Below are 7,192 nucleotides of genomic sequence, written 5' to 3'. Positions count from 1 at the left end.
CGACCATACATTTCCGCGCTACAATCCCAATCCCGAGGACATGCGGATGCTGCATGCCATCCGGGACAAGGTGCTGGCATCAGGCGCCGACATCGGCCTTGGCTTCGACGGCGATGGCGACCGCTGCGGCGTCGTCGACAATGAAGGCAATGAAATTTTTGCCGACAAGGTCGGTGTGATGCTGGCAAGGGATATTTCCAGCCGGCATCCCAACTCGACCTTCGTCGTCGACGTCAAATCGACCGGCCTGTTCCATACCGACGCAATGCTGCGCGCCAATGGCGCCGTCGCTGACTATTGGAAAACCGGCCATTCCTACATCAAGCGCCGCGTCGCCGAACTCGGTGCTGTCGCCGGTTTCGAAAAGTCGGGTCATTTCTTTTTCAATCCGCCGATCGGGCGCGGATATGACGACGGGCTGGTCACTGCCATCGCCATCTGCCAAATGCTGGATCGCAGCCTGGGCAATTCGATGGCCGATCTTTATCGCGCCCTGCCGCTGACCTTCGGCACGCCGACCATGTCGCCTCACTGCGCGGACGACGTGAAGTATGGCGTTGTCGAGCGGGTGGTTGCCGACTTTCGGGCCATGAAGCGGGATGGAATGGTTTTCGCTGGCCAGAAGATCGCAGACCTCATCACCGTCAACGGCGTGCGCGTCGTCGCCGACGACGGCACCTGGGGGCTGGTGCGCGCCTCATCGAACAAACCGGAACTGGTCGTGGTGGTCGAAAGCCCGGTGTCGTCGCAGCGTCGACGGGAGATGTTCGAGGCTGTCGACGCCGTGCTGCGCCGCAGCCCCGAGGTGGGCGCCTACAACCAGACCTTTTGAATGGTAGTTGAATGACCGAGCGGATTGTCAGTTTTGTCATGAGCGGCGGCGTCGGCTCGAGGTTGTGGCCGCTGTCGCGCGAGGACAACCCCAAGCAGTTCCACGATCTGTCCGGCGATGGCTCGATGCTGGCCAAGACCTTGCGTCGGCTGACGGCCCGGCCGGAAGGCGAAACGCCGATCTTCCTGATCGCCGCGGAGCGCCATGCTGATCGCGTTCACGCCGATCTTGCTGGTCTCGACCTGGCCGGCGGCGGTCCGCTGTTCGAGCCGACCGGGCGCAACACAGCCGCCGCCGTCGCACTGGCGACGCTGCGCACGCTGTCCGAATTCGGTGACAGCCTGGTGCTGGTGATGCCGTCGGATCATGAGATATCGACCCCGCGCCAATTCTGGCATAGCGTCGAAGCCGGCACCGAGGCAGCGCGTAGTGGACGGCTGGTGGTGTTCGGCATCAAGCCGACACAGCCCGAGACCGGCTACGGCTATATCGAGGTCGCGGCCGAAAGCGGCGGCACCTTCGATGTGTCGCGCTTCGTCGAAAAGCCGGATATTGAGACTGCGCAAAGCTATCTCAAGGCCGGAAATTTCTACTGGAACACCGGTATCTTCCTGTTTCGCGCCGTCGCCATGCGTGATGCCTTCATAGCGTTCCAGCCGGATATCTGGCTGGCCACCGAAGCAGCTTACAGGGCAGCGACATCGGATCTGTCCGGCCTTTACATGCCGCTAGAACTCTACGCCGCCATTCCGTCGAACTCGATCGACTACGCCATCATGGAGCGGGCAAAAGACATCGCCATGGTGCCGGCCGGCTTCCGCTGGAACGATCTCGGCTCCTGGCAGTCGCTGCTCGATGTCGGCCCCGCCGACGACCGGGGCAATGTCATCATCGGCGATGTCGTCGCTATCGATTGCGAGAATTCCTACATTCGCAGTGATGGCCGCCTGCTGTCGGCGATCGGCATGAAGGACATCGCCATCGTTTCGACATCGGATGCCACCTTCGTCGCCCCGGTCAGCCACAGCCAGCACGTCAAGAAGATCGTCGAGCAGCTCGAAAAATCGGGTCGCCTGGAAACCAGGTTCACGCCGGCGCATGACCGCGTCATCGAAAGCGGCGCCTGGCGCCGGCGCGTGCATCACTGGCTGTTTCAGGAGACCTTGCCGCTGTGGTCGACATCGGGGGTCGACGAACGCCATGGCGGCTTTCACGAAGCGCTCGGCCTGGACGCCTCGCCGCTGATGAAGCCCAAGCGCATGCGCACCATGGCAAGGCAGGTCTATGCTTTCGCCGTCGCCCGAGCGCGCGGCTGGGACGGTCCGGCCGACCGGCTGATCAGCCACGGCATCACCTTCATGGCCGGCAAGGGCCGCACCGACAAGGGCGGCTGGGTTCGCACGCTGAATGTCGACGGCTCGGTCGCCGACGCCACCGAGGATGCCTACGATCATTCCTGCGTGCTCCTGGCGCTCGCGCATGCGCATATGTCTGGCAATCCAGACGCCTTGCGCCTCGGCGAGGAAACCTTCGCCTTTCTCGATGCGCATCTCGAAGACAGCCGCATGACCGGCTTCCTCGAGACATCGGACGGCAAAGGCGAGCGCCGCTCCAACCCGCATATGCATCTGCTCGAGGCCTTCCTCGCTTGGCATCAGGCGACTGGCGAGCGCGCCCATCTGCGCCGCGCAGCGCGCATCATCGACCTCTTCCGAAGTCATTTCTTCGATCCGGAAAGCTGGACGCTTGGCGAGTATTTCGATGCCGAATGGAAGCCATCCGCAGGAGAGAAAGGGTCATGGACCGAGCCTGGCCACCATTTCGAGTGGGCCTCGCTGCTGGTCGATTTCGCTGGACGCAGCGGCCAGGCCGAATTGAGCGGCTTTGCCAGAAAACTTTACGCGTCGGCCACTGCCAATGGCCTCAACCGCGCCACCGGCCTTGCCTATGGCGCCGTCTCGCGGCAGGGCCTGCCGCTCGACCTGATATCACGCAGCTGGCCGCAGGCCGAAGCGGTGAAGGCGGCTATCGCGCTGGATGGTTCGGGCGGGCCGGACCTGAAGCCCGAGATCGAAGCGCGCGTCGGCCGGCTGTTTCGCTGGCACATCGACCCGGCGCCGCTCGGCCTGTGGATCGACCGCATCGACGAGCGCGGCCGCTCACTGGCATCGGACGTGCCGGCCAGCATCTTCTACCACCTGGTCTGTGCGCTGACCCAGTATCTGGATGGGACGGCCGATCCGAAGGCGTAGGACTTGATCAGTACGGGCTCGCCACATCCCCGGTCTCGACATAGATCGACTTCAGCTGCGAATAGAGTGCCAGCGCCGCCAATGAATTCTCACGTCCGATGCCCGACTGTTTGAAGCCGCCGAACGGGATTTCGACCGGCGTCAGATTATAGGCGTTGATCCAGCAGGTGCCGGCCTGTAGCTCGGCAATGACGCGGTGGGCGCGCGGCAGGTCACGCGTGAAGACGCCGGCGGCAAGGCCGAATTCGGTGTCGTTGGCGCGGTTGATCACCTCGTCCTCACCGTCGAATTTCAGCACGCTCATGACAGGCCCGAAAATCTCCTCGCGGGCGATGCGCATTGTGTCGGTGACGCCGGTGAACACCGTTGGCTCGACAAAGAATCCGCCCTGGAAACCCTGCAGCGAAGGCACGTTGCCGCCACAGGCAAGCGTTGCTCCGTCCTGCTTGCCGATCTCGATATAGCCCACTACCTTGTAGTGCTGCGCCTTGGAAACCAGCGGTCCCATCTGGGTTTCGGGGTCGAGCGGGTCGCCGATGCGGATTTTCTTGGTCCGCTCGATCAGACGCTCGACGAAGCGGTCGTGAATGCCGCTCTGCACGAAGACGCGCGTGCCGTTGGAACAGATCTGCCCGGTCGAATAGAAATTGCCGAGCATGGCGCCGCCAATGGCGTTCTCGATGTCGGCATCGTCGAACACGATCAGCGGCGACTTGCCGCCAAGCTCCATCGTCGCGTGCTTCATCTTCGAGCCGGCGAGCGACAGCACCTTGCGGCCGGTCGGCACCGAGCCGGTCACCGAGACCTTGGCGACGACATCGTGGCCGACGAGCCCGGCGCCAACATCGCCATAGCCTTGCACCACGTTGAACAGGCCGTCAGGCAGCCCGGCCTCGCTGTAGATCTCGGCCAATGCGAGTGCTGAAAGCGGCGTGTTTTCCGATGGCTTGAACACCATGGCGTTGCCCATGGCGAGCGCCGGTGCCGATTTCCAGCCGGCGATCTGGATCGGGTAGTTCCAGGCGCCGATGCCGACACAGACGCCGAGCGCTTCGCGCCTTGTGTAGGCGAAGGGTCCGCCGAGATCGACCGACTCGCCATTGTAGGCGGCAACCGCACCGCCGAAATATTCAAGGCAGTCCGCTGCCGATGGGGCGTCCGCCACCAGCGTTTCCTGGATCGCCTTGCCTGTATCCAGTGTCTCGATGCGGGCGAGGTCGGCGTTGCGGGCGCGCAATATGTCGGCGGCGCGGCGCAGGATGCGCCCGCGCTCGACCGGCTTCAGCCGCGCCCAGGCGGGCTGCGCCGCCCGCGCCGCCTCGACGGCGAGTTCCAGCACGTTCGGCGTTGCCGAACGCAGCATGGCGATGGTCTCACCGGTTGCCGGATAGATGACCGGCAGCGGCGCGCCGCCTTCGTCCTCGATGTAGCGTCCGTTGACATAGTGCGATGCCGTGGGCTGGGCGCGCATGGGAGGTCTCCAAATCGTCTTCGCGGCATGCATGATCGTGCAGTCACGATCATGCTCTATCTGTCCGACGCCTGCCAGCTCGGATTGATCCATGGTTCCTGGTTGGACGGCGCCAGCGGCGTCCGGCCAAGGATGTGATCGGAAGCCTTCTCCCCGGTCATGATCGATGGCGCATTGAGATTGCCGTTGGTGACGCGCGGGAAGATCGAGGAATCGGCGACTCGCAAGCCTTCGACGCCAATGACCCGGCATTCCGGATCGACGACGCTCATCATGTCGTCGGCGCGGCCCATCTTGCAAGTGCCGCAAGGATGGTAGGCGCTCTCGGCATGATCGCGGATGAAGATGTCGAGCTCGTCGTCCGACTGCATGTGGCTGCCCGGCGAGATTTCCTTGCCCCGATAGGGGTCGAACGCCGACTGCCCGAAGATCTCGCGCGTCAGCCTGATGCAGTGGCGGAACTCGGCCCAATCGTCTGGATGCGACATGTAGTTGAAGCGGATCACCGGCTTGGATTTCGGGTCCGGCGAACGCAGCGTCACCGAACCGCGCGACTTCGAGCGCATCGGTCCGACATGCGCCTGGAAGCCGTGCGATTTCGCAGCCGCCTTGCCGTCATAGCGGACTGCCGCCGGGATGAAATGGTACTGGATATCGGGGTAGTCGACGCCGGCGCGCGAGCGCACGAAGGCTGCCGCTTCGAAGTGGTTGGTGGCGCCAAGCCCGGTCTTGAGGAACAACCACTGCGCTCCGATGAGTGCTTTCGAGAACGGGTTCAGCACCGAATTGAGCGTGATCGGCAGCAATGATTCCTGCTGGATGTAGAGCTCCATATGATCCTGCAGATTGCGGCCGACACCGGGCCGGTCGGCCACCACCGGAATGCCGTTTGCGCGCAAATGCTCGGCCGGGCCGATGCCGGACAGCATCAGTATCTTGGGCGAATTGATCGACGATGCGGCGACGATCACCTCACGTCGCGCCTTAACGACCTGAATCTGTTTGTGAGCTTCGATCTCGACGCCGATGGCGCGTTGATTCTCGATGATCACGCGCCGCGCAAAGCCCTTGACCAGACTCACATTTTTGCGCTTCAGCGCCGGCTTCAGATAGGCTGATGCCGCCGACCAGCGGCGGCCGCCGCTGATGGTCTGCTCCATCGGCCCAAACCCTTCCTGCTTGGAACCATTGTAGTCGTCGGTCAGTTCGAACCCGGCCTGGCGACCAGCCTCGACAAAGGCGCCATAGAGCGGATTTTTACGCGAGCCGCGCTGCACATGCAGCGGCCCGCCGTGGCCGCGCCAGCCATCCTCGCCGCCGTCCGAATCTTCCATACGCTTGAAATAGGGGAGCACGTCGGCGAAGCCCCAGCCGGCCGCACCCTCTTCGGCCCAATGGTCGAAATCGCGGGCGTGGCCGCGCACATAGACCATACCGTTGATCGAGGACGAGCCGCCGATCACCTTGCCGCGCGGTGTCGCCAGCACACGGCCGCCGAGATGCGGCTCCGGCTCGCTGGCAAAGCCCCAGTCATAGAGGCTCATGTTGAGCGGGATCGAAAGCGCCGACGGCATCTGGATCAGCGGCCCGATATCGCTGCCGCCGAATTCGATGACGATGACCGAATGCTTGCCGTCTTCAGACAGGCGATAGGCCATGGCCGAGCCGGCCGAGCCGGAGCCGATGATGACGAAATCTGCTTCAAGCATCGTTCATATGCGCCATGAAATCGGCGAGCGAGACATTGCCGCCGGTAGCCACAACAAAGGCGGTCTTGCCCCTCACATCCACCTTGCCGCCGAGCAGTGCGGCGAGCGAGGCGGCCCCCGAGGGCTCGAGCACCAGCTTCATGCGCTCGAAGGCGATCCGCATGGCGCTGCGCACCGATTGGTCGTCGACGGTGATGCCGCGAACACCGGCGGTCTTGACTGCCGCGAAAGGCGCGTCGCCCGGCCGTCGCGACATCAGCCCGTCGCAGATCGACTTCGGCCCGATCGGCATCGTCTCGATGCTGCCATGTGCCAGCGACGAGCCCATGCCGTCGAAACCTTCAGATTCGACGCCGATGATCTCAGTGGCGGGCGACAGATAGTGGAAGGCGAGCGAAACGCCGCCGATCAGCCCACCGCCACCGACCGAGCAGAACAAAAGATCGGCGCTGGCGCCTTTGGCTTCGAGTTGGTCAAGCGCTTCGAGGCCGGCGCCCGCCTGGCCGGCAACGATCTCCGGATCGTCAAATGGATGCAGCAGGGCCAAGCCTTCGGTCTCGGCGATCTCGCGTGCCTTGGCGGCGGCGACTTCCTCACGCGCGCGTTCGCCATGGTCGGTCAGCACGACGCGGGCGCCATAGCCGGCCGTAGCATCACGCTTGGCGGTCGGTGCGTCGATCGGCATGACGATGGTGACGGGAATGCCGAGCGCCTGGCCGGCAGCCGCCAGCCCTTGCGCGAAATTGCCGGAGGAGTAGGCGACGACGCCTTTCCTGGCCTCTTCAGTGGAAAGCTGCTTCAGGCGCCAATAGGCGCCGCGCACCTTGAACGATCCGGCCCATTGCAGCGATTCCGGCTTGATGAAGACGCGGGCCGCACCCGTCTCGCGGGCCAGTACCGCCGATTCCAGCAGCGGTGTGATCTGCGT

General features: G+C 63.8%; 4 protein-coding genes and 1 pseudogene. 2 read left to right on the top strand and 3 right to left on the bottom strand.

The features are described 5' to 3' along the window. Together EN893_RS11900 and EN893_RS11895 are read left to right on the top strand one after the other, a co-directional pair. A pseudogene (locus tag EN893_RS11900) lies at positions 1–832 on the top strand (phosphomannomutase/phosphoglucomutase); the annotation flags it as partial. Between the two features lie 11 nt (positions 833–843). Further along, positions 844–3,084 (top strand): mannose-1-phosphate guanylyltransferase/mannose-6-phosphate isomerase, encoded by a 2,241-nt coding sequence (locus tag EN893_RS11895; protein WP_127269980.1) that lies wholly within the window; start codon positions 844–846, stop codon positions 3,082–3,084. A gap of 7 nt (positions 3,085–3,091) precedes the next feature. Here the strand turns inward: EN893_RS11895 and betB are convergent, their stop codons facing one another. The 3 genes from betB to EN893_RS11880 all read right to left on the bottom strand — a co-directional run. Beyond that, a complete protein-coding gene (gene betB, locus EN893_RS11890; RefSeq protein WP_127267971.1) occupies positions 3,092–4,555 on the bottom strand; it encodes a betaine-aldehyde dehydrogenase in 1,464 nt (487 codons plus the stop codon). 56 nt (positions 4,556–4,611) lie between these two features. After that, the gene (gene betA, locus EN893_RS11885) at positions 4,612–6,264 is read right to left on the bottom strand and encodes a choline dehydrogenase (RefSeq protein ID WP_127267970.1); all 1,653 of its coding nucleotides are present in this window, start codon (positions 6,262–6,264) and stop codon (positions 4,612–4,614) included. Next, on the bottom strand, positions 6,257–7,192 hold a 936-nt coding region (locus EN893_RS11880; RefSeq protein ID WP_164900811.1), incomplete at its 5' end, for a threonine/serine dehydratase. The genes EN893_RS11880 and betA, both read right to left, overlap by 8 nt.

The organism is Mesorhizobium sp. M7A.F.Ca.CA.004.04.2.1 (assembly GCF_004022825.1).
In the GTDB taxonomy this organism is placed as follows: domain Bacteria; phylum Pseudomonadota; class Alphaproteobacteria; order Rhizobiales; family Rhizobiaceae; genus Mesorhizobium.
The sequence above is the reverse complement of the archived record's forward strand: the minus strand, read 5'-3'. Positions and strand labels throughout refer to the sequence as shown.